The 25,696-nt window shown below is 71.0% G+C and carries 23 protein-coding genes; 15 read left to right on the forward strand and 8 right to left on the reverse strand.

Features of this window, described 5'->3' with window-relative positions; genetic code table 11:
• Window positions 1–5 precede the first annotated feature (5 nt).
• The 4 genes from WMF46_RS44195 (at window position 6) to WMF46_RS44210 (ending at window position 3,846) form a co-directional block, all read left to right on the forward strand.
• Window positions 6–668 (forward strand): NUDIX hydrolase, encoded by a 663-nt coding sequence (locus WMF46_RS44195; RefSeq protein WP_437547037.1) that lies wholly within the window; start codon window positions 6–8, stop codon window positions 666–668.
• Window positions 668–1,615 (forward strand): NAD(+)/NADH kinase, encoded by a 948-nt coding sequence (locus tag WMF46_RS44200; protein WP_437975249.1) that lies wholly within the window; start codon window positions 668–670, stop codon window positions 1,613–1,615. The genes WMF46_RS44195 and WMF46_RS44200 overlap by 1 nt, the downstream gene beginning before the upstream one ends.
• Before the next feature lie 309 nt (window positions 1,616–1,924).
• The gene (locus WMF46_RS44205; protein ID WP_437982721.1) at window positions 1,925–2,260 is read left to right on the forward strand and encodes an HU family DNA-binding protein; all 336 of its coding nucleotides are present in this window, start codon (window positions 1,925–1,927) and stop codon (window positions 2,258–2,260) included.
• Between the two features lie 149 nt (window positions 2,261–2,409).
• A complete protein-coding gene (locus WMF46_RS44210; RefSeq protein ID WP_437982722.1) occupies window positions 2,410–3,846 on the forward strand; it encodes an ABC1 kinase family protein in 1,437 nt (478 codons plus the stop codon).
• Window positions 3,847–3,924: 78 nt separating this feature from the next.
• Here the strand turns inward: WMF46_RS44210 and WMF46_RS44215 are convergent, their stop codons facing one another.
• The gene (locus tag WMF46_RS44215) at window positions 3,925–4,596 is read right to left on the reverse strand and encodes a hypothetical protein (protein WP_437713092.1); all 672 of its coding nucleotides are present in this window, start codon (window positions 4,594–4,596) and stop codon (window positions 3,925–3,927) included.
• Window positions 4,597–4,672: 76 nt separating this feature from the next.
• Between WMF46_RS44215 and WMF46_RS44220 the strand changes: the two genes are divergently transcribed.
• Window positions 4,673–5,974, forward strand: coding sequence for a citrate synthase (locus WMF46_RS44220; protein WP_437296081.1), 1,302 nt, complete (start codon window positions 4,673–4,675; stop codon window positions 5,972–5,974).
• A gap of 91 nt (window positions 5,975–6,065) precedes the next feature.
• Here WMF46_RS44220 and WMF46_RS44225 read toward each other — a convergent pair whose 3' ends face one another.
• Window positions 6,066–7,271 (reverse strand): serine/threonine-protein kinase, encoded by a 1,206-nt coding sequence (locus WMF46_RS44225; protein WP_437982723.1) that lies wholly within the window; start codon window positions 7,269–7,271, stop codon window positions 6,066–6,068.
• Between the two features lie 91 nt (window positions 7,272–7,362).
• Window positions 7,363–7,584: a hypothetical protein gene (locus WMF46_RS44230; protein WP_437982724.1), complete on the reverse strand. Its 222-nt coding sequence runs from the start codon at window positions 7,582–7,584 to the stop codon at window positions 7,363–7,365.
• Between the two features lie 160 nt (window positions 7,585–7,744).
• On the opposite strand from WMF46_RS44230, the gene WMF46_RS44235 reads away from it, so the two are divergent.
• From WMF46_RS44235 to ggt, 4 genes are all read left to right on the forward strand, one after another.
• Complete coding sequence (locus WMF46_RS44235; protein ID WP_437982725.1) at window positions 7,745–8,857, forward strand: hypothetical protein; 1,113 nt, start codon at window positions 7,745–7,747, stop codon at window positions 8,855–8,857.
• 7 nt (window positions 8,858–8,864) lie between these two features.
• On the forward strand, window positions 8,865–9,959 hold the full coding sequence (locus tag WMF46_RS44240) for a WD40/YVTN/BNR-like repeat-containing protein (protein WP_437982726.1): 1,095 nt from the start codon (window positions 8,865–8,867) through the stop codon (window positions 9,957–9,959).
• 244 nt (window positions 9,960–10,203) lie between these two features.
• Entirely contained in the window at window positions 10,204–11,010 is an 807-nt protein-coding gene (locus WMF46_RS44245; protein ID WP_437982727.1) for a hypothetical protein, read from the forward strand.
• Between the two features lie 155 nt (window positions 11,011–11,165).
• Entirely contained in the window at window positions 11,166–13,055 is a 1,890-nt protein-coding gene (gene ggt / locus WMF46_RS44250) for a gamma-glutamyltransferase (protein WP_437982728.1), read from the forward strand.
• 159 nt (window positions 13,056–13,214) lie between these two features.
• On the opposite strand, the gene WMF46_RS44255 is transcribed toward ggt, so the two are convergent.
• Window positions 13,215–13,958, reverse strand: a complete 744-nt coding sequence (locus WMF46_RS44255; protein WP_437982729.1) for a universal stress protein — start codon at window positions 13,956–13,958, stop codon at window positions 13,215–13,217.
• Window positions 13,959–14,132: 174 nt separating this feature from the next.
• Between WMF46_RS44255 and purB the strand changes: the two genes are divergently transcribed.
• The 4 genes from purB (at window position 14,133) to WMF46_RS44275 (ending at window position 19,222) form a co-directional block, all read left to right on the forward strand.
• On the forward strand, window positions 14,133–15,431 hold the full coding sequence (purB, locus tag WMF46_RS44260; protein ID WP_437905409.1) for an adenylosuccinate lyase: 1,299 nt from the start codon (window positions 14,133–14,135) through the stop codon (window positions 15,429–15,431).
• 47 nt (window positions 15,432–15,478) lie between these two features.
• Entirely contained in the window at window positions 15,479–17,257 is a 1,779-nt protein-coding gene (locus WMF46_RS44265; protein WP_437982730.1) for a DUF885 domain-containing protein, read from the forward strand.
• A 188-nt stretch (window positions 17,258–17,445) separates the two neighbouring features.
• On the forward strand, window positions 17,446–18,573 hold the full coding sequence (locus WMF46_RS44270) for an AAA family ATPase (RefSeq protein WP_437982731.1): 1,128 nt from the start codon (window positions 17,446–17,448) through the stop codon (window positions 18,571–18,573).
• Between the two features lie 4 nt (window positions 18,574–18,577).
• Window positions 18,578–19,222 (forward strand): DUF4276 family protein, encoded by a 645-nt coding sequence (locus WMF46_RS44275; RefSeq protein WP_437982732.1) that lies wholly within the window; start codon window positions 18,578–18,580, stop codon window positions 19,220–19,222.
• Between the two features lie 52 nt (window positions 19,223–19,274).
• Here WMF46_RS44275 and WMF46_RS44280 read toward each other — a convergent pair whose 3' ends face one another.
• From WMF46_RS44280 to WMF46_RS44295, 4 genes are all read right to left on the reverse strand, one after another.
• Window positions 19,275–20,150 carry a 5'-3' exonuclease gene (locus tag WMF46_RS44280; RefSeq protein ID WP_437982733.1) on the reverse strand — a complete coding sequence of 292 codons (876 nt, stop codon included), beginning with the start codon at window positions 20,148–20,150 and terminating at the stop codon, window positions 19,275–19,277.
• 22 nt (window positions 20,151–20,172) lie between these two features.
• Window positions 20,173–21,753 carry a lactate racemase domain-containing protein gene (locus tag WMF46_RS44285; RefSeq protein WP_437982734.1) on the reverse strand — a complete coding sequence of 527 codons (1,581 nt, stop codon included), beginning with the start codon at window positions 21,751–21,753 and terminating at the stop codon, window positions 20,173–20,175.
• A gap of 73 nt (window positions 21,754–21,826) precedes the next feature.
• The gene (locus WMF46_RS44290; protein WP_437982735.1) at window positions 21,827–22,489 is read right to left on the reverse strand and encodes an HAD family hydrolase; all 663 of its coding nucleotides are present in this window, start codon (window positions 22,487–22,489) and stop codon (window positions 21,827–21,829) included.
• A gap of 129 nt (window positions 22,490–22,618) precedes the next feature.
• Window positions 22,619–23,386 carry a phosphoadenylyl-sulfate reductase gene (locus tag WMF46_RS44295; RefSeq protein WP_437982736.1) on the reverse strand — a complete coding sequence of 256 codons (768 nt, stop codon included), beginning with the start codon at window positions 23,384–23,386 and terminating at the stop codon, window positions 22,619–22,621.
• A 78-nt stretch (window positions 23,387–23,464) separates the two neighbouring features.
• Here WMF46_RS44295 and WMF46_RS44300 point away from each other — a divergent pair, with 78 nt between their 5' ends.
• Complete coding sequence (locus tag WMF46_RS44300) at window positions 23,465–24,451, forward strand: ArsA family ATPase (protein ID WP_437854553.1); 987 nt, start codon at window positions 23,465–23,467, stop codon at window positions 24,449–24,451.
• A gap of 10 nt (window positions 24,452–24,461) precedes the next feature.
• A complete protein-coding gene (locus WMF46_RS44305) occupies window positions 24,462–25,670 on the forward strand; it encodes a hypothetical protein (RefSeq protein WP_437982737.1) in 1,209 nt (402 codons plus the stop codon).
• Window positions 25,671–25,696: the final 26 nt, after the last annotated feature.

Below are 25,696 nucleotides of genomic sequence, written 5' to 3' on the forward strand. Positions count from 1 at the left end.
GACGCATGCGGCTACCTCCCTTCCCGAAGCTCGCGCTCAAGCTGGTCCGGACGATCCCCTCGCTCGACGGCCCTGGTTTCCTCAACGTGCGACGCCAGGTGTTCCGCGTCGAGTTCCCGGACGGCTCGCTGAGCGACCCGTTCACCTACGACAGCGTCGATCGCGGGCGCCTCGACGCGGTGGTGATCGCCCCGCACTACCGCGGCGCGGACGGGCGCCGTCGCGTCTTCCTCCGCTCGGCGTTCCGGCCTCCGGCCGCGACCCGCCCGCCCGAGGCGTGGCCCATCCCCGAGGCGCCGACGCTCGGCGCGATCTGGGAGCTGCCCGCCGGGCTCGTCGAGCTCGACGAGCGGAGCCCGGAGGGCCTGAAGCGCTCCGCCGCGCGCGAGCTGCTCGAGGAGGTCGGCTTCGACGTGCCTCCGTCGGACCTCCACCCGCTCGGCCCGTCGACGTTCCCGGCGCCGGGCATGGTGGGCGAGCGGCACTTCTTCTTTCATGTCGAGGTCGACCCGGCTCGCCAGGGGACGCCGCTCGAGGACGGCTCTCCCCTCGAGCGGTTCGCGGCCATCGCGGCGGTCCCGCTCGACGAGGCGATCGAGCTCACCCGGCGCGGCGTGATCGAGGACGCGAAGACCGAGGTGGCGCTCCGGCGCCTCGCGGAGCTCTGATGGCGGAACGATCCCCCGCGCCCGCGCCGCGGCGTCCGCCCCGCGTCGCGCTCGTCGTGAAGCGCTCCGCCTGGAAGATCTACCGCGAGGAGCGGAAGGACCCGCGCATCACGCGGCTCATCGAGGCCGGCGACTCCGCGGTCGCGCGCCTCAAGGCGTCGCACGACGCGCACGAGCAGACCGTGCGCGAGGTCAAGGCGGCGCTCGACGACCTCGGGGTCCAGATCGATGTCGTCGCCAGCGCGGCGCAGTCCTTCGACGCGGGCGAGCTCGACCTCGTGATCACGGTCGGCGGCGACGGGACGCTCCTCAGCGCGTCCCACAACGTCGGCGACGTGCCGATCCTCGGCATCAACAGCGCGCCGGGCCACTCCGTCGGCTTCTTCTGCGGTGCGACGAGCCGCGACGCGGCCGACGCGATCGCGGGGGCGCTGAGCGGCTCGCTCCGCAGCACCGTGCTCACCCGCATGCAGGTCACGGTGAACGACAAGCTCGCCACGGGGCGCGTCCTGAACGACGCGCTCTTCTGCCACGTCTCCCCCGCGGCCACGTCGCGCTACGTGCTCCGGCTCGGCCGGGCCGAGGAGGAGCAGAAGTCGAGCGGCTTCTGGATCGGTCCCGCGGCCGGGTCCACGGCCGCGCAGCGCTCCGCGGGCGGGCGCGTCCTGCCGCTCACGTCGAAGCGGCTCCAGCTCGTCGTCCGCGAGCCCTACACCCCCCACGGCGAGGAGTACCGCCTCCGTCACGCCCTGATCCAGCCGGGCGCCTCGCTCGTCGTGCGCAGCAAGACGCACGACGCGAAGCTCTTCTTCGACGGGCCGATCCACTCGGTCAGCGTCGGCTTCGGCGACGTCATCGAGTTCACGCAGGCGCCCCAGTCGCTGACGATCCTCGGCCTCTCCGCCAAGAGGAAGTGGGGCGCGGGCTCGGCGGTGAGCCGCCGCTAGGCCGCCCGGGCGACCAGGATCGCCTTCAACGGAAGGGGTTCGGGCGATCTCCTACGTCGAGCGCCCGGCATGCGACCTCCCTCGCGGCGGGCGCGTGAGGCCTGAAGAAGGGTCGATTTGGGCTGCTTTCCTGCGGTTTTGACGGCCCGCGCCAGGGCCCCCCGGCCGCCCTCCCGGCGGAGCGGCGCGCCCCCCGGGGCATGAAACCCCTTCTTTTGTAGCTCCGATCGACGATTCGACACTGGATCTGCGGCGGCCGTTGTGGTTCCTTTGGCCCGCAAGAGGGCACAAACCTCAGGAGGAATGAACATGGCGGCCAAGAAGGCGGATGGGAAGAAGAGCACGTCGCTCAGCAAGAGCGCGCTGATCAACGCGGTGGTCGAGGCCAACGAGAACGAGATCTCGCGCAAGCAGGTCAAGGCGATCCTCGAGTCGCTGACCGACATCGCGTACAAGGAGCTCAAGAAGAACGGCATCTTCACGATGCCCGGCTTCGCGAAGTTCCGCGTCGTCAAGAAGCCCGCGACCAAGGCGCGCGAGGGGGTCAACCCCTTCACGAAGCAGCCGATGACGTTCGCGGCCAAGCCGGCCAGCAAGTCGGTCCGCGCCCGCCCCATCAAGGCGATCAAGGACTCGCTCTCCTGAGCCTGCTCGGCTCGCGGGAGGGCTCCGCCGCGCGGCGGAGGCCCGCGGCGGCCCCCTCGCCGGGATTCACCGATCGCCGGAGGGCGAGGGCGAGCACCGCTGGCCCCGCGCGGCCCCTGCGGTAGCATGGTGCGGCTGCTTTGCCGCACATGACGCTCGCCGTCCGACTCTTCCGCGCGCTGCTCGCGTTCTCGGTCATCCTGACGAGCTACCTCATTCAGCTGGGGCTCGTGCGGGTGTTCGCGAGGCGCCTCGGGCGCGGCTCGCCCGCGGGTGAGCCGCCTCGCTGGCTCGTCGCGCGCCGCGACCGCGTCGATCAGAACAACGCCCGGCGCCTGCTGCGCGCCATGCTCCAGCTGCGGGGCGTCTTCATCAAGCTCGGCCAGGTGCTGTCCATCATGGGCGGCTTCTTGCCTCGTGCTTACGGCAAGGAGCTCGAGCAGCTCCAGGACCAGGTGCCGCCGCACCCGTTCAGCGATCTCGAGGCCGCGCTGCGCGCGAGCTTCGGCCGCTCCGCGGGCGAGCTGTTCGCGTCGATCGAGCGCGCGCCGCTCGCGGCCGCGTCGCTGGGGCAGGTCCACGTCGCGCGCCTCCGCGACGGCCGCAAGGTCGCGGTCAAGTTCCTCTACCCCGGCATCCGCGGGATCATCGCCGTCGACCTGCGCGTCCTGCGCCTCGCGATCCTCGTCTACAAGCGGTTCGTCCCGGTGGGGCACATCGAGCGAGTGCACGAGTCGCTGGTCGATCTGCTCCGCCGGGAGACCGACTACCTGCACGAGGCCGCGTGCATGGAGCGGATGGCGCAGAACTTCGAGGGGGACGCGGGCATCGCGTTCCCGGAGGTCATCCACGAGCTCACGACGCGCGACGTGCTCACGATGACCTTCATGGAAGGAATCAAGATCACCCGCCTCGACGCGCTCCGGAGCGCGGGCGTCGATCCCTCCGACGTGGCGCTCCGGCTCGTGCAGGCCTTCTACAAGATGCTCTTCGCGGATCGCTTCTTCCACGCCGATCCGCACCCGGGGAACTTCCTTGTCGCCGCGCGGCCCACGGAGGAGGGCGGCGGCTTTCGCCTCGTCGTCCTCGACTTCGGCGCCAGCTGCGAGGCCCAGGACGAGCTCATCGACGGGCTGCTCGACATCCTGAAGGGCATCTTCGCGCAGGACGACGCGGCTGTCGTGCGCGGCTTCCGGAGGATGGGCTTCGTCGCGCCCGGGGGCAACGACGCGCTCCTCGAGAGGACCGTGAAGACCTACTTCGCGAAGCTGCTCAAGATCCGGGATCGCACGCCGGCGGCGCTGATGCGCGCCCGCCCCGAGCAGCTGGAGCGGCTCGCGGACCCCGAGCTGGAGCGCGGTGAGCTCCAGGAGCTGATGCGGTCGTTCGAGTACCCGGAGGACTGGTTCTATGTCGAGCGCGCTTGCGTGCTCCTCTTCTGGCTGGCCGCCCAGATCGATCCCCACCTCGATACGATGGCGGCCGGCTTCCCGTACCTGATGCCGTTGATGGCGCAGCGCGAGGCCAAGGCCGGCTCCGGCTCCGGCGGCTCGGACCCGGCGCCGCGTCGCTCGCCTGCGGAGTGAGCCGAGGGCCATCACCGCGCTCAACACGCGTTTCGCGCGCGTTTCGCGGGTGTTTCGTTTGCGCTCTTCGCCCGTGCGCTACCGTGTTGGGAGCGGGCTGAAGCGCGGGCCGGGGCGGGTGAGCCCGAGCTGCGCGAGGAAGGGCGCATAACTCGAGTCCCGATCAGCCATGATCTCCGCGAGCCTCATCTTGACTGCGGCGATCCCTGCCCCTTCAAGGCGTCGGTAATTGTCCTCGGCGGGGTCGACCGCAGGCTCGACGCCTGCCCCCGCGAGGACGGTCCCAGTATGGTTCAGCCCCTCTGGAATCGTTTGTACAAACGGATCTGGCGCGTGTCGGAGGAGACCGACGAGCCGGTGCGAGTTCGTCTCGTCCCCCGCCATCTCGGGGTGGAACGCGGCCAGCACCGGCGCGGGGCTCAAGCGCCGCCGCAGCTGTTCACCCAGGCGCGACGCGAAGCGCTCGAACTGGGGCGACGGAGCATGGATGCACGGGAAAACCAGGTGCACCACGGCGGAGTCGGCCTCCTCCATGACCGCCAGCGCCGTCTCCAGGACGGGCTCGCGATCGAGCAGGACGTAAAAGCGTCCGAATCCGGTTGCGGCGTCGCGCATGAACGGGCAGAGCCGGTAGCGAGCGACAACCTCGTCGGCGTAACGCCCGTGGACTCGCCGCACCTCGGCCGCAAACCGAGGCGCCTCCGGGTGGTGGGCCAGCTCCCCCCGCACGACCGGCTCGCTCAAGTGCATCACCTCATTTTCTCGGGGAAGCATTCTTCCCTCGGCCCGTGATAGCTTACGCCGCGCTGCGGCGGAAGGAGGAGGCGTGCAGGAGACCGCGAAGTTAACGCTGAAGAAGAACGGTGGGGAGCAGACGATCGAGTTGCCTGTCATCACGGGCACCGAGGGGGAGAAGGCGATCGACGTCGCGTCCCTTCGTTCGAAGACCGGGTACGTGTGCATCGACCCGGCCTTCGTCAATACGGCCTCGACCACGAGCTCCATCACGTTCCTCGATGGGGAGAAGGGCATCCTCCGCTACCGCGGCATCCCGATCGAGCAGCTCGGCGAGAAGTCGACCTTCGTGGAGACCTCGTACCTCCTGATCTACGGCAAGCTGCCGAGCAAGAGCGAGCTGTCCCGGTTCTCCACGCTGCTCACCCGGCACTCGCTGATCCACGAGGACATGAAGCGCTTCTTCGACGGCTACCCGTCGACGGCGCACCCCATGGCGATCCTGTCCGCGATGGTGCTCTCCCTGTCGAGCTACTACCCGGAAGCGATCGACGTGAAGAACACCGAGCACCTCGACATCACCATCGCGAGGCTGCTCTCCAAGGTGCGCACCATCGCGGCGTTCTCGTACAAGAAGTCGATCGGCCAGCCGTTCGTCTACCCGCACAACTCGCTCTCGTACTGTGCGAACTTCCTCAACATGATGTTCTCGGTCCCGGCGGAGCCGTACGAGATCGACGAGGACATCGTGAAGGTGCTGAACCTGCTCCTGATCCTGCACGCCGATCACGAGCAGAACTGCTCGACGTCGACGGTGCGCCTCGTCGGGAGCTCGAAGGCGAACCTCTTCGCCTCGGTCGCCGCCGGCATCTGCGCGCTCTGGGGCCCGCTCCACGGCGGCGCGAACCAGGAGGTCGTGACGATGCTCGAGGCCATCCGCGCGGACGGCGGCGACGTCTCGAAGTTCGTCAAGCTCGCGAAGGACAAGACCTCGAACTTCCGCCTGATGGGCTTCGGCCACCGCGTGTACAAGAACTACGATCCGCGCGCCGTCCTCATCAAGGCGGCCGCCGACAAGATCCTGGCGAAGCTCGGCATCAAGGATCCGCTGCTCGACATCGCGCAGCGCCTCGAGGAGACCGCGCTGAAGGATCCGTACTTCGTCGAGCGGAAGCTCTACCCGAACGTCGACTTCTACAGCGGCATCATCTACCGAGCGCTCGGCTTCCCCACGAACATGTTCACCGTCATGTTCGCGCTCGGGCGCCTCCCCGGCTGGATCGCCCACTGGAAGGAGATGAACGACGACCCGACCGGCAAGATCGGCCGTCCGCGGCAGATCTACACCGGCGAGAACGCCGTCGACTACACGCCGCTCGACGAGCGCGAGTGACCGCGGCGGGGCCCAGCGGCCCCGCCGGCACCTTCCACCGACGATCCCTTCCACCTGACGAGCGCGCCCCTGGCGGCGCGCTCGCGGCCCCTCAGCGGCTGAACACCAGCAGGACGACGATCATCGCCACGATGACGCCCGTGATGAGCGAGGCGCCGCCGACGAGCAGGAGCAGCTTGCCCGTCGACAGCTGCGAGAGCGACGCGCCGGCGCGGGAGCGCGCTGACGGGTCGTCGTCGAGCGTTCGCTCCGGTCGGCTCATCGAGTGCGAATGGCGAGGGGCCGCGGCCGGCTCCACCACGGTCGGCTGCGGGCGCGCGCTCGGCGATCCGCCGCCGTGCAGCGGAGGCGCCGGCTGAGAGATCGGCTGGCCCGCGCGGATCCGCCCCTCGATGACGGCCTGCGCGTAGGGAGGCAGCGCGCCTGCGCGTACAGCGCGGACGTCCGCGCGCATGGTCTCGGCGTTCGGGTAGCGATGGAACTTGATGAACGCCAGCGAGCGATCGACCACGGCCGCGACGGAGGGCGAGATTCCGGGCGCGATCGACGCGAGCGGCGGCGCGGCCTCGGTCGCGGCGGCGATGACCTCCATGGCCTCTGTCACCTCACCGTGCACCTGGCGGCCCGCGAGCAGCCGGAACATCGTCGCTCCGAGCCCGAAGAGGTCGGTGCGCCCGTCGATGTCGTGGATGAGCCCCGTCGCTTGCTCCGGCGCCATGTACGTCGCCGTGCCCATGATCATGCCCGTCTTGGTCGCGGTCTTCTCCGGCAGGCCGGTGAGCCCGTCGACGACGCGCGCGATGCCGAAGTCGAGCATGCGCACGCGCCCGTCATTGCCAAGGTGGATGTTCTCGGGCTTGAGATCGCGGTGCACGACGCCGCGCGCGTGCGCGATCGCCAGCGTCTCGAGCACCTGGTCCGCGAGCGCGAGCACCTCGCCGGCCGGCATCGTCCCGGTGCGCGCCATCCGATCGAAGAGCGTCTCTCCCTGGAGCGCCTCCATCGTCAGGTAGGCGAGGCCCTCCTGCGTCTCGCCGGAGGCGAGCACGCGCACCACGCCGGGCACCGCGTCCGCCCCGCCCAGCGTGTTGCCGATGAACCCCTCGCGCAGGAAGCGCTTCCGCACCTCCGTGATCGCGTTGAGCTCCGGGTGCAGCACCTTGAGCGCGACCTGAGAGCCGTCCGCCGCGCGCCCGAGCAGCACGCTCCCCATACCGCCGGTGCCGAGCACGCGCTCGATCCACCACGTCCCGGCGAACGTCTTGCCGACCCAGTGCTCCGCGTCGTCGTCGTACACGAGAGGCGCCCTCTTTCGACCAGCGGCCATCCGAGGAGAGAGATCTCAGCGGCGAAGCCACTGGTAGGCCGCTCCGCTGCGGGCGCGCAAGCTAATTGATGGAGGTCGTGCCGAAACGGGGGTCGTCGTCAAGCCGCTCGGCCGCTGCCTTGAGCCCGGAGGCGACGCCCCGGAACGCGTCCGCTGGCATGCGAAGCGTCACGCCAGGGCCGATGAGTGTCACGTGCACGGTGCCACACCCGCACCGGGTGATGCGCGTCGCCTCGTTCGAGGCGAGCTCGGTGTGTGGACCGCATTTCTTGGGCGCCGCCATGGTTGAACCTCTCCCACATCCTAGCAGCGCCGGCCAGCGCTCGGCCACGACGCCCCGGAGCCCGACGGAACCCTGCCCGCCGCGTGACACGAATGCCCTGAAATTGTGCAGCCGTGTATATCTCTTCTCCTCATCGCTACGCGATTGCCTGGAGGGACTCATGGCGGTTCGATGCCTGACGCTTGGTTTGCTTCCCGTCGTGCTGGGGGCCGTGGCCTGCGTTGACGGGGGCGGGGGTGGGGGTGGGGGCGAGGCGCCCGCGCCGGTCGACGAGTCGCTGCTCGATGTGCCGCCGGTCGGCCAGGGCTTCCAGATGCAGACCGAGGAGACCGAGGTGCCGGCGGGGGTCGAGCAGCAAGACTGCTACTTCTTCAAGGTCAGCGAGCTCGCCGCGTCGAACGGGCTGGACCCGGCCGCGCCCGTGAACCTCCACCGCGTGCAGATCGCGCAGCGCGACGGCTCGCACCACATGAACATCTTCCGCGTGAAGACCGTGAAGGGGCTGGGGCCGGAGGGCGGGCTAATCCAGAAGAACCAGAACGGGGTCGGGGAGTGCTTCAAGAGCCCCAACTGGGCGGACTGGCCGCTCATCGCGAACTCGCAGCAGAACGGCCAGGTCGACTGGGAGTTCCCCGAGGGCGTCGCGAACGTCCTCGCGCCCGACGAGTGGCTGATGCTGCAGACGCATTACGTGAATGCGACGTCGCAGAAGACCCCCGAGGCGGTCGGCCGCGTCCGGGTGAACTTCTGGGCGCTGCCCGCCGCCGAGGTCAAGGCCGAGATGGGCACCGTCTTCGCGACCAAGCAGTCGATCCGTGTCTGTCAGTCGAACCCGACGCCCACGTTCGAGGGCTCGTGCCAGATCAACAGCCCCTCTCCCGTGAGGATCATCGGCGCCAACGGCCATTTCCACAGCCGAGGCACGCGGTTCGATATGTATGCATGGGACGGCAAGACCATCGGCACGCCTCCGGCCGCGGAGCGCTTCTACACATCGAACGCGTGGGACGACCCGCCGATGCTCATCTCGCCGGAGCTCGACAGGGAGCTCCCGACGAACGGCGGCGTCTGGTACGGATGCACCTACGAGTGGCAGCAGCCGGACCCGTCCGTAGGGTGCAAGGGCCTCGACGAGTACGACGTGTCCAAGAACGGGACCGCCGACGAGTCGCTCGATTGCTGCTACACGTTCGGGCCGATCGTCGAGAAGAACGAGCACTGCAACATCTTCGTCTATTACTATCCGAAGCAGGACGACGTGTTCTGCAACTGAGCCCTCCATGGCGGCGCGCCGGCAGGACCTCTCCAGGCGGGTCTTCACTCCCATGCGCACCTGCTTTCACTCCATGGCTGTGGCGGCGCTCGGCGCGGTCGCCCTCACCGGCTGCCCCGGCGATCCTGCGAGGCCGCCCGAGCAGGAGCCGCCGGCGTGGCGCGTGCTGCTCGACGAGGGCGATCTCGACCGCGCGGTCCTCTCGATCTGGGGGACGGCGCCCGACGACGTGTTCGCCGTCGGGGGGCCGCTCGGCAACACGGGCCTCCAGGCGCTCGCGCTGCACTACGACGGCGCGAGGTGGCGCGAGCTCCCGGCGGGCGGGGAGACGACCTTCTGGTGGGTGGCCGGCTCCGGTCCGCAGGACGTCTGGATGGTCGGCGAGCGCGGTCGCGCCGCGCGGTGGGACGGCGCGACGTTCACCGAGCACGCGACGGGGACGGAGGCGACGCTGTGGGGCGTGATCGCGTTTTCACCCGACGATGCCTGGGCGGTCGGCGGCATGCCCGGCAGCGGCGCGGACGCGGAGAAGGACATCGTCCTCCGCTGGGACGGCAGCGCATGGTCGCGAGAGCCGCTGCCGGCGGCGACCGGCCGGGCGCTCTACAAGGTGTGGGGCGAATCGTCCGAGGATCTCTACGCCGTGGGCGAGTTCGGCGTGATCTGGCACCGCTCGGGCTCGACCTGGGAAGTGCAATCCGATCCGCCGATCGCGCAGGGCACCCTGTTCACGGCCGCCGGCTGCAGCCGTGAAGAGGTATACGCGGTCGGCGGGAGAGACGTGCTCCGCTCGGACGGCGCGTCGTGGCGCAGGCTCGAGATAGAGCTCACGAACGACGTGAACGGCGTCGCGTGCGGCCGCCCCGGGGAGGTCGCGATCGTCGGGTATGGAGGGCTCAAGCAGCGCCTCGTCGACGGGGCCTGGATCGATGAGTTCACCGAGGAGCCCTACGCCGATCTCCACGCTGTCTGGGCCGACGGGCAAGGGGCCTTCTGGGCCGTCGGCGGGGACTTCCTTAGCCAGCCAACTCCCGGCAGAGCCCGCAAGGGCGTGGTGGCGCGCTACGGAACAGGGCAAATCGCCGACACTGTGAGCCGCTGATCACCCCGTCGCAGGTATCCTCACCTGCTCGGACATGCCCTTGGTGTGGCATGGCGCATCATGGGACCGTGAACTCGGAGATACGCTGTGGCCGAGCGGTCACGACCAGCGAGACTTTTTTCTTGGGAAATGCTTCAAAGGGTGGCGCTGGTCGTCCGATTGCAACACCTGCGGAGACCACACGCGGATCCCGCGCTCTGAACCCAGGAGAATTGGCATGCGACGGACCATTGCTCAGCTTTTTGTGAGTGCGTTTACTTTTGCGATCCCTCTGGCCATCGCCTCGTCGGCGTCGGCGGCGCCCGGCCCGGAGGCATGTGGAAATATCCAGCTAGCAGCGAGCGCAAACTGCGAGTTCCGCACCTCGGGCGGCTGCGAGGTGAGCTGCAAGCCGGTCAACCTCACGGCGGCGTGCGCCGGGAAATGCGAGGGCCAGTGCAACGCCAGCGCGAGCGCCGACTGCAACGTCGACTGCTCCGCGGATTGCTCTGCCAAGTGCAATGTCAATCCCGGGAGCTTCGACTGCAGGGCGAGCTGCTCGGCGAGCTGCTCGGCGGATTGCAGCGGCAAGTGTTCGGCGAGCGCCAGCCCCGGCCAGTCGCAGGCGGAGTGCGAGGGCGCCTGCAAGGCGAGCTGCGACGGCGAGTGCAGCGCGAGCTGCGAGGTGACGCCGCCGAGCGCGGATTGCCAGGCAAAATGCGACGCGAGCTGCGAGGGCGAGTGCAAGGCGGAGGCGAACTTCGACTGCGACGTCGACTGCAATGCGGAGTGCACGGTCGATCTCCAGGGCGGATGTGAGACGAAGTGCTCCGAGCCGGAAGGCGCCCTGTTCTGCAACGGTCAGTATGTCGACGTCGTCGGGAGCCTGGAGGACTGCCTCGATTACCTGAGCACGCTCGAGATCGAGGTGAACGCCCACGCCGAGGCCGAGGCCAGCGTCTCCTGCGCCGCCGCGCCGGGGTCCTCCTCCGCGCCGTTCGCGGGCACGGGGCTCGCGGCGCTCGTCGCCGGCGTGGGCGTGGCCGCCGCGCGCCGCCGCAAGCGGTCCTGAGCGAGGTCCGACGTTCCTGACGGCGCGCGCCGGAGGCGGATCCGGCGCGCGCCGGCTGCGCCCCCTCGCGTCCTGAACGAATCCTCCAGGCCGGGTCGCCCCGCGCGGCCCGGCCCGGCTCTCTCCGGCACCGTAGTAGATTCGCGCGCACCCTGATGACCCTGCTCCGTCGTTCGAAGCCGCGCTGGGCGCTCGCCCTGGCGCTGCTCGCAGGCTGCGAGGCCCGCACGCCGCCCGCGCCGCACCCGGCGGCGCCCGCGACCTCGGGCGCGCCGGCCGTCGCCAGCGCGAGCGCCGGGGCGTCGGCCGCGAGCGCCGCGGCGGCGCCCACGGCCGACGCCCCGGCGCCGGAGCCGATGCCGCCGGTGCCGCCGATCGCGCTCGCCTCGGGCGGCCCGCGGGCGGTGCGCGGCGACGCCGGGCTCGTGACCTCGGTCGAGGAGCACGCGACGCGCGCGGGCGCGGACGTGCTGCGGCGCGGCGGCAACGCGGTCGACGCAGCGGTCGCCGTGGCGTTCGCGCTGGCGGTGACCCACCCGAGCGCGGGCAACATCGGCGGCGGCGGCTTCATGCTGGTCCGCCTCGCGAACGGCGAGACGCAGGCGATCGACTTCCGAGAGGCCGCGCCCGCGTCGGTGACCACCGAGTCGAACATGGCGATGCTGCGCGCCGGCGGACACGGCTATGCATCCGCCGGCGTCCCGGGCTCGGTCGCCGGCCTCGCCCTGGCCCACGAGCGGTTCGGCTCCCGCCCGTTCGCCGAGCTCCTGGCCCCGGCGATCTCCCTCGCGCGCAAGGGGCACCGCCTCGGCGCGCGGCAGGCGCTGACGCTGCGCTGGGCGTGGCCGCGGCTGAAGGCCGATCGGGCCGCGAGCGCCATCTGGGGGCGGGGCAAGGCGCCGGTCGCCCAGGGCGAGCTGGTGCGGCAGCTCGATCTCGCCCGCACCCTCGAGACGCTCGCCGCGGAGGGGCCGCGCGCTTTCTACGAGGGCGCCATCGCCCGGCAGATCGCCGGCGCGATGCGCGAGCGCGGCGGCCACATCAGCGAGAGCGACCTGCGCGCCTACCAGGCGAAGTGGCGCGCGCCCCTCCGGTTCTCGTACCGCGGCTTCACCGTCGACACGATGCCGCCCCCCTCGATGGGCGGCGTCGCGCTCGCGGAGATGATGCTCACGCTCGAGCGGCTCAAGGCGCACGAGGCGCCCGCCGACTCGGGGCTGTCGCTGCACCTGTTCGTCGAGGCGGCGAAGCGGGCGTACGCCGATCGGCGCAAGGTGAGCGCCGACCCCGATTTCGTGGCGCCCGAGACGGCGCAGCTGCTCGCGCAGCTCCTCGACGGGGCCTACCTGATGCGCCGCAGGCCGCCCGTCGACCCGGAGCGGGCCACGCCGGCGGGCGACATCGCGGCGCCGCCGGGCGCCGTCGCGCTGGAGTCCCCGCAGACGACGCACTTCTCGGTGATCGACGCGCAGGGCAACGCGGTCTCGTGCACGACCACCCTGTCGGCGAGCTTCGGCGCGAGGATCGTGATCCCCGGCACGGGCATCCTGCTCGCCAACGCGATGGGCGCGTTCTCCGAGACGGGGATCAACGCGGTGGCGCCGGGCAAACGCATGGCGAGCTCGATGACCCCCACCCTCGTGAGCCGCGACGGCAAGGTTGCGCTCGTCCTCGGATCTCCCGGCGGCGACACGATCCCGAACACCGTCGCGCAGGTCCTCCGCAACCTGGTTGATCACGGGATGACCATCGACGAGGCGGTCCGCCACGCGCGCGTCCACCACCAGTGGATGCCGGATCGCGTGCGCGTCGAGCGGCTGACGCCTCCGCCGCAGGCCGCCCTCGACGACCTCGCGCGGCGAGGGCACGTCCTCGTGATGGACCCGATGCCGATCGGCGACGCGAACAACCTCCTCGTCGACGCGGCCGGCGTCGCGTGGGGCTACGCGGACACGCGGGAAGGGGGCAAGGCCGAGGGCGTCAGCGCGCCGGACAAGCTCGACCCGGCGGCGCAGGCCGACGCGCAGTCGTCGAGCGCGCGGTAGCCCGCGCGCGGGCATCGAGCGGGTAGTGCTCACATTTGCCTGGAGAGAGCTCACATGAAGGCGAGAAGGCGGGAAGATCATTCAGGTTTTCTTCCCGCCTTCCCGCCTTCATGTTGAAATTTGAGCACTACCCCGCCGCGCGCCTCCGCGTCAGCGCCGTCAGCGCAGCCTGGGGTCGTAGTTGGCCGCGTCGGCGTCGTCGTCCTCCTTGGGGCGCACGACGACGACCGGGCACGGCGCATTCCGCGCGATCCGGTCGGCCGTCGAGCCGCCGAAGAGCCGCTGCAGGGGTGACTGCGGGTGCGTGGCCACGACGATGAGATCGGCGCTGAGCTCCCGGGCGAGCGAGACGATGGCCCGGTCCGGCCGGCCCGTGCGGAAGTGCATCGCCATCAGCCGGGCCTGGCCGTCCGCGAACCGGTGCTGGAGCACGCGGAGCGACGGCGGCGACGACGCGCCCGGCGTCGTCACGTCGCGCACTGCAGGGGCGACCTGCCGCGGGCCGATGACCACCGCGTGGATCTCCGTCTCGCCGCGGAGCGCCGCCAGATCGAAGGCGAAGCGCCACGCCCGCCCGCCCGGCTCGGACAGGTCCATCGCGACCACCACGATGTACGACTTCACCCGGCGACCCCCGCGCACGCTCGCGCGGGTCTCGCTCACGGGCGCCGGCTCGTTCACGACAGCCGGCGCGCTCGCAGCGGCGGCCGCGCCGCCAGCGCGCCCCGCCGGCTCGCGGCGCCCAGGCTCGGCCCGCGGGGGGAGCGGCGCCTGGCTGACAGCGTCCGGCTCGCTCGCCCCTGCGGGCAGCGTCTCTGGCGGCGCGTCGCCCGCCGCGTGGGGCGTGCGGGCGAACGACCTGCCCTGATCGGCGCGCGCAGGCGCCGGTGCTTCGGTTGGCATCGCGCCAACGTTTGCCGCGCGCCGCGCGTCCGCAAGCGCCCCGCCCGACGGCACGGGCGCGCGCGGCGTGGCCCCCCGCGCGGGCGAGCAGCGCGAGCCGGCCCTCGCGCGCCCGGACCTCCCGGGGCCACTCCATCCTTGACGCACCCTCCAGACCTTCGCAGCGTCCCGCCCATGATCCCCCGCTACACTCCCGCTGAATTCGAAGAGCTCTGGTCGCCCGCCACCCGATTCTCGACCTGGCTCGAGGTGGAGCTCGCCGCCTGCGAGGCGATGGAGGCCGAAGGGCTCGTGCCCGCCGGCATCGCGAAGGGGATCCGCGCGAAGCAGCTGACGCTCGATCCCGAGCGGATCGAGTCGATCGAGCGCACGGTCAAGCACGACGTCATCGCCTTCCTGACGCACGTCGAGGAGCTCGCGGGCGAGGGCGCGCGGTGGCTGCACCGGGGGATGACCTCGAGCGACGTGCTCGACACGAGCCTCGCGGTGCTGCTCGTCCGCGCGACGGACCTGCTCTCGGCGCGGCTCGACAAGCTCTGCAGCGCGCTCGCGCGGCGCGCGGACGAGCACCGGCGCACCCCGATGATCGGCAGGAGCCACGGCATCGCCGCCGAGCCGATCACGTTCGGCCTGGCGATCGCCGGCCACCTCGCGGAGATGAAGCGCGGCAGGGCGCGCCTGCTCGCGGCGCGCCAGGCGATCGCGGTGGGGAAGATCGCGGGCGCGGTCGGGACGTACGCGCACCTGTCGCCGCGCATCGAGGAGCGCGCGCTCGCCGCCCTGGGCCTGCGCCCCGAGACGGTCTCGACGCAGGTCGTCGCGCGCGACCGCCACGCCGAGCTCTTCACCGCGCTCTCGCTCATCGCGGCGGGCATCGAGCGGCTCGCGACCAACGTGCGGCACTGGCAGCGCACCGAGGTCCGCGAGGCGGAGGAGCGCTTCACCGTGGGCCAGAAGGGATCGAGCGCGATGCCCCACAAGCGCAACCCCATCCTCAGCGAGAACCTGTGCGGCCTCGCGCGCATCGTGCGCGCGGCCGTGATCCCGGCGCTCGAGAACGTGCCGCTGTGGCACGAGCGCGACATCTCGCACTCGTCGGTCGAGCGGATGATCGCGCCCGACGCGACCTCGACGCTCGGGTTCATGCTCGACCGCGCCGCCGGGCTCGTGGAGGGGCTGGTCGTCTACCCGGAGAAGCTGCGCCAGAACCTCGACAGCACGGGCGAGCTCTTCTTCAGCGAAGCGGTGCTCCTGGCGCTCGTCCAGAAGGGCAGGCCGCGGCAGGCGGCCTACGAGCTGGTGCAGCGCTGCGCGATGCGCGCGATCGCGGGCGAGGGGCGCTTCCGCGACAACCTCGCCGCCGACGCCGACGTCGCGGCGCTGCTCGCCCCGGACGAAATCGCGCGCTGCTTCGACCTCGACCACGCGCTCTCGCACGTGGACACGATCATCGATCGCGCGCTCCGCGACTGACCTGCGGCGTTGACCTGCGCGGGCCGGTTTGACAGGCTCGCCCCGTCATGGCCGCACCCACACCTGTCCGCTCGCGCTGGCGCCGGCTCGCGGTGCTCGCGCCGCTCGCGGCGCTCGCCGCCTGCAGCGGGAGCGCCTCGGCGCCGCCTCCGTCTCTCGGCGCGGCGCCTCCTCAGGCCGTGGCGAGCGCCGAGCCCGCGCGGCCGGCGGAAGCGCCGCGCGAGCCGTTCACCGCGCTGCGCGATCGGATCCTGCGCGAGTGGGTCGCGGACGAGCCGGCCTTCGCGCGCTCGCGCGGGCTGCACGAGCAGGACGGCAAGGTCTCCGACTACGGCGCCGCGGCGATAGAGCGGCGGCTCGCGCGCCTCGAGCGCGACCGCGCGGCGCTCGCCGCCGTCGACGCCGCGGCGCTCTCCCCGGACGAGGCGCTCGACCGCGCGCTGCTCCTCCAGCAGATCGACCTCAAGATCTTCACCGGGAGGGACATCGAGGAGTGGCGCCGGCGGCCGCAGTTCTATGGCGATCTGTTCGGCGTGAACCACTACCTCGATCGCGCGTACGCGCCGCTGTCCGAGCGCGCGCGGCGCCTCCTCGAGCACGAGAAGGCGGCGCTGGCCCAGGCGCCGCGCGTCCTCGAGAACCTCGTGAGCCCGATGCCGAAGCCGGTGATCGAGGTCGCCGTGAAGATCTTCCGGGGCTACGCCGAGTACCTGCGCGGCGACGTCGTCACGCTGCTCAAGGGCGTGGGCGACCCCGCGTTCCAGGCCGATTTCGAGAAGACGAACGCCGCGCTCGCCGACGCGGCGGAGAAGCTCGCCGAGCACCTCGCGAAGGTCGAGCTGCCGAAGGGCGACGCGAGCCATGTGCTCGGGGAGGCGCGGTACCGGAAGCTCCTCCTCGCGCAGGAGGGGCTCGCGATGCCGCTCGCCGAGTTCAAGAAGATGGGCGAGGACGACCTCGCGGCGAACAAGGCGGCGTACCAGGAGCTCGCCAGGAAGGTGAAGACCTCCCGGCCGAAGGCGGAGCAGCTCCTCGCCGAGGCGACGCGGATGATGGAGTCGGCGCGCAAGTTCCTCGTCGACAAGGAGATCGTGAGCCTCCCGTCCGACGAGCGGGCGATCGTGAAGGAGACGCCGCCCTACATGCGCTGGAACGCCGCCTTCCTCGACGCGCCGGGGCCGTTCGAGCGGAAGGGGCTCGAGGCGTTCTACTACATCACGAAGCCGGACCCCTCGTGGCCCCGGAAGGAGCAGGAGGAGTACGTGATGCCGCGGGGCACGCTGCTCTCGACGACCGTGCACGAGGTCTACCCGGGGCACTTCGTCCAGGGCCTGTGGGGGAACCGGGCGCCGACGGAGACGCAGAAGATGTTCGGGAGCTACTCGTTCGTGGAGGGCTGGGCCCACTACGTCGAGCAGATGATGATCGAGCAGGGGTTCGGCAAGGAGGACCCGCAGAGCCGCCTCGGCCAGCTCGCGGACGCGCTGCTGCGCAACTGCCGGGTGGTCGTGTCGCTCGGGGTGCACGCGGAGGGCATGGGCCTCGACGAGGCCGAGCGCCGCTTCGTCGACGACTGCTTCCAGGACCGCGCGACGGCGCGGGAGCAGGCGGTGCGCGCGACCTTCGACCCCGGCTACTTCGCCTACACGCTCGGCAAGCTCCAGATCCTGAAGCTCCGCGAGGAGGCGAAGGCGACCCTGGGCCCGGCGTTCTCGCTGCGCCGCTTCCACGACGCGCTCCTCTCGCACGGCTCGCCGCCGCTGCCGCTCGTCCGCGAGCGCGTGCTCGCCGAGATCGAGGCGCCGGCGAGGCCCTCGACGAACTAGCGCGCCGCGGAAGCCGTCATTTTCTTCCTGTTCCAGAGGAGTCAGCGATCGCTCGGTCGGAGCGGAACGTCGACCGGTGGCGATGCCACGCACCCGCGGGACCAGGCTCGCCCGAAGCGAAGGCCTGAGGCGGGTATACTTGTCGTGTACGAACGCGCTACCGATCGGAAGAGCCCGCTGGAGCACGCATGATCAACCACCTGACCGTCTCGAACTACCGGAGCCTCGGCGAGAACGTCCGGATCCATTTCGGAAAGCTCACCGTGCTGGTCGGACCGAACGGATCCGGGAAGAGCAACGTCATGGACGCGTTGCGCTTCGTCGCGGATGCGATGCACATGGGCCTCTCGGGAGCGATCACCATGCGCCACGGGATCGGGGCGGTCCGTCGCTGGAGCGGCGGGCACCCGTTCAACGTTGTCCTCCGCGTGGGCCTCACGCTCCCGTCTGGATACGCTGAGTACGGCTTCGAGCTAACCGGATCGAGCGCCGAGGAGTACGAGGTCAAGTCGGAGGACGCGGAGGTCATCCGCAGCGACGAACGCTTCCGTTTCCGGGTCAGCGGCGGCAAGTGGCAGGACGGGCCGGAGGGGCTCCGGCCGCCGCTCGACAAGAAGAACCTGGCGTTGCAGCTGATCGGAGGCGACGAGCGCTTCGAGGAGCTCGTCCACGCGCTCCAGAACATCGCCGTGTACGCCATCTTCCCCGACACGCTGCGAGCTCCGCAGAAGTACAGCCCCAGCAAGCCGATGAGCCGACACGGCGACAACTGGGTCTCCGTCCTGAAGGACCAACCCGCCGCCACATGGAAGCCGGAGCTCATCGCGGCGCTCCACAAGCTCACCGGCGACACGCTCGACATCAAGGTGGCGCAGGCCGCAAGCTACCTTGTCGTCCAGTTCCAGCACGTCTCGCCGAACAAGAAGCCCAAGTGGTTCGATGCCACGCAGGAGTCGGACGGGACGCTGCGCGTCGCGGGCATCATCACGGCGCTCCTCCAGGAGCCGTCCGTGCCGGTGATCGGCGTGGAAGAGCCCGAACTCACCGTGCACCCGGGCGCCATCCCGCTCCTCTACGATCACCTGAAGCAGGCGACGAAGCGGAGCCAGGTCATCGTGACCACGCACAGCCCGGAGCTCCTCGACCTCGTCGATCCCGAAGAGGTGCGCGTGGTGATGCGCGCCGAGGGGGAGACGGTGGTCGCGCCCATGCGCGCGAGCCAGCGGGAGGTGGTCAAGAGCGGGCTCATGACCCTCGGCGAGGTCATGCGCATGGAAGGGCTGCAGCAGGAGCTGCCCTTCGCGGCCGCGGAATGAAGCGATGAAGGGCTACATCCTCGTTGAGGGAGAAGGCGAGCTGGGAGCCGCGGAGAACCTGATCACGCGGCTCTGGCAAGAAGCCGGTCACTGGCAGCCCTGGGCGCGCGCCATCACGTGCAAGAACACGCACCAGCGCAGGGGGATCGAGAAGGGGATTGGCCTCGTTCGCGCCAAGGGGGACGCTGGTGCTCTGCTCATCCTTCGAGATGAAGACGACGCCTGTCCCAGAGAACGAGGGCCGCAGTTAGCTTCGTGGGCGCGCGAGCTCGATCCGCCCTTCCCCGTGGCGGTCGTGCTGATGCACCGCGAGTACGAGGTGCTCTTCTTGCCCTGCGTGGATCTCATGGCTGGTCGCGCCCTCATCGGCCCGGACGGCCAGGAGCGACCAGGCCTCGTGCCGGGAACGCGCTGGGAGCACGGCGACAGCTGGGAGAGGACGCGCGACATCAAGGGGTGGCTCAGCGCTCACTTCCCGCCCGGACGCGTCTACAAACCCACGTTCGATCAATGGCCCATGACGCGGATGATCGACGTGCCGACGCTACGGGCCGCCGGGGTGCCGTGCTTCGGAACGCTGGAGCGAGCGCTCGCCTTCCTCGCCTCCTCGTTCGGACAAGCAGGCGTTTACCCGCCGCCCGGCGGCTGACCGCACGGCGCACGCCGCGGGCGCGGCGCGCCCCGCTCGGCTCACCGGCGGCTCACGCCCAGCGCGCCGGCCGCGCCTTCAGCGTGCGCAACTCCATCGCGTCGCACCACGCCTCGAAGCGGTCGCGCGGCACGCCGCGGAAGCGCAGGTCGTCGAGGCCCTCCGCGAGCGGCACGTCGGTCCGGAGCGTCGCCAGCGTCCGGTAGAGCAGCGCGTCCTCCCGGTGCTCGATCAGCGCGCGCGCGACCCGATCCGCGCCGCGCACCGCCACCGACCACGCGGCCGGGTCGTCCGGGATCTGCTCGATGTGGCCGTAGGCGCCGAGCAGCGCGGCCGCCGTCCGCTCGCCGATGCCCGCCAGGCCAGGGATGCCGTCGGCGTCGTCCCCCGTGAGCGCGAGGAAGTCCGGGATGCTCGCCGGCGCCACGCCCCGCGCGGCGCGCATCGCCGCCTCGTCGATGACCTTCTCCTTCCGGCGGTCGACCTGCACGACCCGATCGCCGGCAAGGCACTGCCCGAAGTCCTTGTCCGGGCTGAGGATGCGCACCTGCTCCACCGCGCCCCGGAACCGCGCCGCCGCCGTCGCGAGCGCGTCGTCCGCCTCGAACGCGTCCATCGACCAGACGACGATCCCGAGCGCGCGCACCGCCTCCTCGACCGGATCGAACTGCCGGCGGAGCGCGGGATCCATCCCCTCGTCGCTTTTGTAACCGTCGAACAGGTCGTTCCTGAACGAGCGGATCGGGTTGTCGAAGGCGACGGCGAGATGCGTGACCTCCTCGTCCGCGTGGTGCAGGAGCGCGAGGAGCGAGGCGACGACGCCCACCGTCGCCTTCGCGTCCCAGCCGCCGGGCGCGCGGTGATCGGGCCGCTTGGAGTAGTGGGCGCGGAAGAGCTCGTAGGTGCCGTCGAGGAGGTGCAGCCGCACGGTGGCTCCTCCCGCGGGCGCGCTAGACCGTCACGTCGGCCATGAAGATCGGCGGGGTGTGCAGGGCCAGGATCTCCGGCGCGGGCGGGGCCGACTGCTTCGCCATCCGCAGCGCCTCGTCCATCGTGCGCGCCGTCTCCCAGCCGAGCAGCTGCGGGATGTACTCGTTGTCGGCGCCGACCACGATCATCCGGCCGATGTGCTGCCGCCCCGCCTCGCCCCAGTACCACATGAAGAACGGGTGGGTCGGGTGGTACGCGTGCCCGAAGCGGTACATCTCGATGTACGCGGGGTTCTCGGAGAACTTCTTCTCGTACCGCTTGTGCAGCTCCATCGCGTCCCGCGTCTCCGGCAGGAGCCGGTGCACGAACTCGATGTACGGGGCGTGGTGCTCGTTGTCGAACAGGTCGGTGCAGGGGTGGAGGATGATCATCGTCCCCCCCTTCTTGAGCATCGGCGCGCCGCGGTAGAGGTTGAACAGGTAGCCGTTCGCCATCACCTGCACGAGCAGCGGGTTCAGGAACGAGTTCACGTTGTACGGGCTGATGTACGGGATGCCCGTGATCAGGATGTCGGCCTGGCCCGAGACCGGGACGAGGTACTGGTCGAAGCTGCGCTTCAGCGTGTGCTCGTGGACGGCCTCGGTCTCGCCGGCGAACACCCCGGTCACCCCGAACGGCGAGGGGACGCGCTGAAAGATCGCCTGGCGCGCGGGCTGCGGCACCTTGGAGAGCGTGAAGCGGAGGGCGCGCAGCGCGCTCTTCTCGCCCGCGCTCAGGTCGTCCTCGTTCTTCGCGAGGAACTCGAGCGGGCGATCGAACATGCGATTGTTGATCGTCGTCTCGATCGTGAAGACGTTGAGCTTCTTGTTGGCCAGCCGGCCCATGCGCTCGACGCTCGTGTGCAGCGCGGAGCTCTTCGGATCCATGTACGAGTAGCAGTCGCGCATCACCCGCGGGTTGTGGTGCGCGCGCAGGCTCCGGTACCCGCACAGGCCGACGGCGACCGACTTGTGCCCGCCGTCCATCGGCACGAGGTTGAGGTTCACGTAGATCACGAGGTCGCTGTCGACCGCGCGCTTGTTGAGCTCGACCTCCTCGCCGACGTCGGTCGTGCCGAGGTACTTCATGTTGGCGGCGTTCTCGGCGTCGTGGTTGTAGAGCCGCTTCGGCCAGTAGGCGTTGAAGATCCGGTCGCCGACGATGTGGCGGACCTCCCAGTCCTTCATCCGCCGGTGGACGCTCGTGGCGATGATGATCTCCACGTCGTCGACGCCGTAGTCGGCGAGCAGGTCGAGCACGATCGTGAGCACCCGCTCGCGGATGTCGGGGCGCTTCATCTGCGGCAGCGGCAGCGAGATGTCGTCCACCGCGATCGTGACCTTCATCCCCGGGCGGAGCTTCGCGTAGAGCGGCTCCGAGTTGTACGGGTGGTTGATCGCGTAGCGGATCGCGGCGTCGACGTCCTTCAGCGGCTCGATGGGCGGCTTCGCGTAGAGCACCCGGGTGCCGGTGGGCAGGTCGACCTCGACCAGCTGGTCGCCTGAGAAGAGCACCCGGGGGGCGCTGCGGCTGTCTAGCGTGACGACGCAAGGATGGCTCATGGGACCTTCAGAGCAGGGGGTGCGACGTGTTGGGCTGGATGGTGGCCTCCCGCCGCCGGCGGGGAGGCAGGGGTCATGCGGCGAGGTGGAGGATCGGCCAGTGGTACGCCTGCGCCAGCATCTTGAGCTTGCGGTCCGGGTTCACCGCCGCCGGGTAGCCGACGACCGAGAGCATCGGGACGTCCGAGTAGCTGTCCGAGTAGGCGAAGCACTCGTCGAGGTCGTGCCCGTTCGCGTGGGCGTGCTCGCGGATGAGCCGCGCCTTCTCGGGCCCGGCCACCACCGGGCGCAGGAGCTTGCCCGTCGCGAACCGATCCTTCACCTCGAGGCGGTTCGCGATGATGCCCGTCGCGCCGAGGTGTTCGGCGAGCAGCTGCATCAGGAAATCCAGCGCGCCGGAGATGAGGATGACGTCGTGCCCCTTGTCGAGGCTGCACTTCACGAGGTCCCGCGCCTTGGCGTAGATCGCCGGCTTGAGCACCTTCGCGAACGCCTCCTCCGCGAGCGCCACGAGGCGATCCTCGGAGACGCCCTCGAACGAGCTGAAGAGCAGCTCGTTGAAGAGGCGTCGATCCTGGAGCTCCGCCATCGCCATCCACGGCGCCTTCACGAGGGCACGGCCGAGCTTCGCGAGGCTGTGCATCGGCGTTGGCTGGTTCAGCATGTAGAACACCGTCGGGTGCACGAGGTTCGTCGTGACCAGGGTGCCGTCTACGTCGAAGTAGCTCGCCGGCATGCGGGGCAAATCTCCCTGCATGCCCTTTGAGTCAAGATCGAGCTGCCGCGAATCGGTGTTCGCAGGCGATCGTCACGCCGCGTCGAGGTGCCACGCCGCGTCGATGGGCTCGTGCAGGTCGTCGCGCCGTCACGCGGCGAACAGGCGCTCGTACCGGTCGTCGAGGTCGACGCCGCCGTCGGTGTCTCCCCGGTCCACCGGGTTGATGCCGCAGTACTCGACGCTCGCCAGGTGGCGCCAGCGCCCGGCGCGCTCGGGCTCGTCGGGCAGCACCGGCGTCGTGCAGGGGAAGCAGCCGATGGTGCGGAAGCCCATCCCGTGCAGCGGGTTCTCGAGCGCGTCGTTGTGGGCGGCGAAGTACGCGTCGAGCTCCTCGCCGGTCAGCGACGCGAAGGGGTGGACGCGGAGCGTGTTGTTCGCGGGGTCGAGGCCGAACGGCGCGACCTTGGCGCGGGCGCCGCCCTCGCCCCGCCGCAGCGCCGCGACGAGCGCGTCGTAGCGGCCCCGGATGGCGCTCAGCGGGGCCGATTTGCGGAGGTCGCAGCAGCGCTCCTGGCCCTCCTTCGAGAGGTAGAGCAGCCCTTCCTCGCGCGTCTGCTGCGCGAAGCTGCGCTCGGGCGACAGCGTGACGACGCGCAGGTTCGGGTGGGTCCGCGCGAGCTCGTCGCGCGTGGCGAGCGTCTCGGCGTGGAGCACGCCGGTGTCGACGAAGACCACGTCGAAGGAGAGCCCGGCGCGGTCGGCCATGTGGCAGAGCGCGGTCCCGGCGCGCTGCATGCTGCTCATGATGGCCGCGCGCGGGCCGAAGGACTCGCGGACGAAGCGGAGGAGCTCGACGGGTGACGCGCCCTGGAAGCGTCGGTTCAGCGGTTCGAGGTGTCGCTCGGTGATGCGCATGAGCGATGCATAGCAGAGCCCGTTTCCTTGATCCGGGTTGCCTTCGCCTGAGCTTGCGCGTAACTCCGCTGGCGAGGAATGACCAGCGTCTATCAAGCCTCAAAAGCGGGCGGGCTCGGCCAGGACCTGCCGGAGCTCGAGCGCCGGCGCTTCCTGTTCGTGACCGGCAAGGGAGGGGTCGGGAAGACGACGATCTCCGGCGCCCTCGCCCTCGCCTTCGCCGCCCGCGGCAAGCGCGTCCTCGTCGCGATGTGCCACACGAAGGAGCGGCTCTCCGCCATCCTCGGCTCGAAGCCGATCGGCCCGGAGGTCATCCAGGTCGCCGAGCGCGTGTCGGCGGTGAACATCGCGCCGGACAGGGCCCTCCGGGAGTACGGCGAGATGGTCCTGAAGATGCGGGCCGCGGCCGATCTCGTCTTCGACAACAAGTACACGCGCACCTTCTTCCGCGCGGTGCCCGGGCTGTTCGAGTGGGCGATGCTCGGCAAGGCGTGGTTCCACACGACGGAGCTGCTCCCGGACGGCTCGAACCGCTTCGACGTGGTCCTGCTCGACGCGCCCGCGACGGGGCACGGGGTGGACATGCTGCGGGTGCCGAAGGTGATCCTCGACGTGGCGCCGCCGGGCATCCTGCGCCGGGACGCCGAGGCGGCGTGGGCGATGTTCAGGGATCCCGCGCGGAGCGGGGTCGTGGTCGTGACGCTCCCGGAGGAGATGCCGGCGACCGAGACCGTCGAGCTCGTGGCGGAGGTCCGGGGCGACCTTGGCCTGCCCGTCCACCGGGTGATCATCAACGGCGTGCTGCCTGCGCTGTTCTCGCCCGAGGAGCAGCGGGCCCTCCTTGTCGACCCGGCGCGCCTCGACATCCAGGCGCCGGCGCGCGCCGCGGACACCGTCGAGAGCGCCTTCGTGGCCGGCGCGCGGCGGGCGATGCGCGAGTCGGTGCAGCGCGAGAGCCTGGCCCGCCTGCGCCGCGATCTCGACCTGCCCACCGTGATGCTGCCGTTCCTCTTCGACGAGGCCTCGACGGTCGCCGGCACGCGGATGCTGGCCGAGCGGCTCTGAGCGGGGGCGGATGCCGGCGGCCCTGCTGCGAGCGAGCCCGCTGCTCCGCGACGGACGCGCGCTGCTCGACGCCGATCGCCTCGTCCACGCGGGGCTCGCCGACCGGCGCGCGAGCTTCGAGCTCGCCTTCGCCGCGATGCCGCCCCACACGGGCTTCCTCGTGGTCGCCGGCGTCGAGGCGGCGCTCGAGGCGCTCGCGGCGGACGGCGCGCGCTTCGACGCGGCGGCGGTCTCCGCGGCGCGCGCGGCGTGCGGCCTGAGCGACGCGCTCGAGGAGCGGCTCGCCGGCGCGACGCTGTCGGTCGACATCGACGCGATGCCCGACGGCACGATCGCCTTCCCGGGGACGCCCGTCGCCTCGGTGGAGGGGCCGTTCGTCGAGGCGCTGCTCGTGGGCGCGCTGCTCGCACCGGCGCTCCGCCGAGGCGCGGCCGCGGCGACGCGGGCCGCGCGGCTCCACATCGCGGCCGGCGGCGGCGACATCGTCGACGGGTCGTCGGCGAGCGTGCCGTTCGCCGACGAGGCGCTCGCGCTCGCCCGCGCGGCGCACGTGGGCGGCGCCGTTGCGACGACGAGCGCGCTCGCGGCCACGGCGCTCGGCATCCCGTTCCGCGGTGAGGCGGGGATCGACCTCGGCGAGCTCGCGCCGCCGCCGTCCCCGCTCGAGGGCAGCTGGCCCTGGTACGCCGATCGGATGGTCGACCTCGGGGGCGACGACGAGGAGGCGCTGCTCCTCGAGGCGAGGCGCGTGGGCGCGAGCGCGGGCGGCTGGGTCGCGTCGGGGCTCGGGGAGGCCGTCGAGGGGCTGCCGGCGGCGCGCTGCGAGCTCGTGGCGCTCGAGGAGGCGGGCGCGTGGGCGCTCCGGCAGGGCACGAGCGATCACGGGGACGTGATCGCGGGGCGGAAGATGGTGGCGCGCTACTACGACGAGGCGGGGCGCGCGGCCTTCGACGTGATCCACCTCGCGCACGAGCGGATGCTGGCGCCGCGCGCGCTCGGGGTCGCGAGGCTCGCCCCGCTCGCGCGCGCGGCGATGCGCGGCGGGCGCGCGCTCGAGTCGCCCGAGCCGGCGAGCGCCGGGCGCGAGCGCTCCCTGGCGGCGCGCCAGCTGCTGCCGGACGCGGTGGCGCTCCTGCGCGCGCCGGCGAGGTACCCGGTGCAGTTCTCGCCGGCGCTGATCGCGCTGCGGGAGCCGGAGCCGCCGGGGGTGCTGCGGTAGCTTCCTGGTGAGCTCGAGATCTCGCT

The organism is Sorangium sp. So ce117 (assembly GCF_051524395.1).
Lineage (GTDB): Bacteria > Myxococcota_A > Polyangia > Polyangiales > Polyangiaceae > Sorangium > Sorangium cellulosum_B.

Excerpts from the sequence above, each read along its gene's own strand:
- WMF46_RS44285 (WP_437982734.1), bottom strand. The coding sequence starts at position 21,753 with ATGAGCCATCCTTGCGTCGTCACGCTAGACAGCCGCAGCGCCCCCCGG.
- WMF46_RS44215 (WP_437713092.1), bottom strand. The coding sequence starts at position 4,596 with ATGCACTTGAGCGAGCCGGTCGTGCGGGGGGAGCTGGCCCACCACCCG.
- WMF46_RS44300 (WP_437854553.1), top strand. The coding sequence starts at position 23,465 with ATGACCAGCGTCTATCAAGCCTCAAAAGCGGGCGGGCTCGGCCAGGAC.
- WMF46_RS44290 (WP_437982735.1), bottom strand. The coding sequence starts at position 22,489 with ATGCCGGCGAGCTACTTCGACGTAGACGGCACCCTGGTCACGACGAAC.
- ggt (WP_437982728.1), top strand. The coding sequence starts at position 11,166 with ATGACCCTGCTCCGTCGTTCGAAGCCGCGCTGGGCGCTCGCCCTGGCG.
- WMF46_RS44275 (WP_437982732.1), top strand. The coding sequence starts at position 18,578 with ATGAAGGGCTACATCCTCGTTGAGGGAGAAGGCGAGCTGGGAGCCGCG.
- purB (WP_437905409.1), top strand. The coding sequence starts at position 14,133 with ATGATCCCCCGCTACACTCCCGCTGAATTCGAAGAGCTCTGGTCGCCC.
- WMF46_RS44235 (WP_437982725.1), top strand. The coding sequence starts at position 7,745 with ATGGCGGTTCGATGCCTGACGCTTGGTTTGCTTCCCGTCGTGCTGGGG.
- WMF46_RS44255 (WP_437982729.1), bottom strand. The coding sequence starts at position 13,958 with ATGCCAACCGAAGCACCGGCGCCTGCGCGCGCCGATCAGGGCAGGTCG.
- WMF46_RS44240 (WP_437982726.1), top strand. The coding sequence starts at position 8,865 with ATGGCGGCGCGCCGGCAGGACCTCTCCAGGCGGGTCTTCACTCCCATG.
- WMF46_RS44270 (WP_437982731.1), top strand. The coding sequence starts at position 17,446 with ATGATCAACCACCTGACCGTCTCGAACTACCGGAGCCTCGGCGAGAAC.
- WMF46_RS44200 (WP_437975249.1), top strand. The coding sequence starts at position 668 with ATGGCGGAACGATCCCCCGCGCCCGCGCCGCGGCGTCCGCCCCGCGTC.
- WMF46_RS44295 (WP_437982736.1), bottom strand. The coding sequence starts at position 23,386 with ATGCGCATCACCGAGCGACACCTCGAACCGCTGAACCGACGCTTCCAG.
- WMF46_RS44195 (WP_437547037.1), top strand. The coding sequence starts at position 6 with ATGCGGCTACCTCCCTTCCCGAAGCTCGCGCTCAAGCTGGTCCGGACG.
- WMF46_RS44210 (WP_437982722.1), top strand. The coding sequence starts at position 2,410 with ATGACGCTCGCCGTCCGACTCTTCCGCGCGCTGCTCGCGTTCTCGGTC.
- WMF46_RS44305 (WP_437982737.1), top strand. The coding sequence starts at position 24,462 with ATGCCGGCGGCCCTGCTGCGAGCGAGCCCGCTGCTCCGCGACGGACGC.
- WMF46_RS44230 (WP_437982724.1), bottom strand. The coding sequence starts at position 7,584 with ATGGCGGCGCCCAAGAAATGCGGTCCACACACCGAGCTCGCCTCGAAC.
- WMF46_RS44265 (WP_437982730.1), top strand. The coding sequence starts at position 15,479 with ATGGCCGCACCCACACCTGTCCGCTCGCGCTGGCGCCGGCTCGCGGTG.
- WMF46_RS44205 (WP_437982721.1), top strand. The coding sequence starts at position 1,925 with ATGGCGGCCAAGAAGGCGGATGGGAAGAAGAGCACGTCGCTCAGCAAG.